Raw genomic sequence first — 958 nt, forward strand, 5'->3', positions numbered from 1 at the left:
CAGCAGTGCGCCTGTCTGAAGCCCGATGCCGGTGATGGTTTGCAGCTTCTTGTAGCCCTGGGCCATTTGCTCATCGCTGTCGATCAGGCGCTTGATCTGGGTGTCGATGGCTTTCAAGAGCCCCTCAAAGGCCGTCCTGAGCTTGCCCATGGCATTGCCCGGTACCTCGATTCCCATGAAGGACTGGCTCAGCGCCGAGCGGTGTGTCGCCAGCTGTGCGCGCCGCTTGAGCAGCCCTTGCAGTTGCTGCTGCAGCACGCTGCCGGGTTGCCAGGGGTGCAGTTGTGCATGGTGCTCTGCCAGGTAGCGGGCAATGATTGCTGCATCGACGCTGTCTGTCTTGGCCCGTGCGCCAAGGGCTCGCGCATAGAAGAAGACGTCGCGGGCGTTGAGCACATACACCTTCAGGCCCACTTGTACGCACAGGTGGGCCAGCAGGGCGTGGTAGCGGCCTGTCGACTCCATGGCTATCTGTGCCTGGGCGGGGATGGTGCGCAGCCAGGCGCGCACTTTGGACGTGTTGTTGGGCACGCAGCGAGGCGGCTGGCCTGCCTGTGCTATCACCAGTTCGTTCTTGGATACATCCACTCCAATGAACACGGCAGAGGCTTGCATGACGGTACCTCCAATCAAGATAATGGTCTCGTCGGGGTGTAGTCCATCTCCCTGGTTGGCTTGCATTCAGTTCGGTGGTCGCGCTGCCGCACGTCTCCACGCACAGGGCAGTGCGCCGCTCAGTTCCTGATCGACGCTGGGAGGTGGGGCGGGAGACAACTCGCGCCGTCGGTCAATGGTCGTTGCCGATGCATCGCAGAGTCCCTCCACCCCGACGCCTCAACCATACAAGCATCGCAGGTTGCCCCCATCGCCCACCGGGCGATGGGGGACGCAGACTGGGGGTCGCCTTCTCTTTGGTGACTTTCTCTTGGCGACGCAAGAGAAAGTTACTGCGCCGCCG

General features: G+C 62.3%; 1 protein-coding gene. It reads right to left on the bottom strand.

Annotated features, from left to right (window positions below; translation table 11 throughout):
• The coding region (locus AC07PF_RS33090) for an IS110 family transposase (protein WP_494614751.1) at window positions 1-681 on the bottom strand (681 nt) is incomplete at its 3' end.
• Window positions 682-958: the final 277 nt, after the last annotated feature.

Source organism: Acidovorax sp. GW821-FHT10A04 (genome assembly GCF_059415825.1).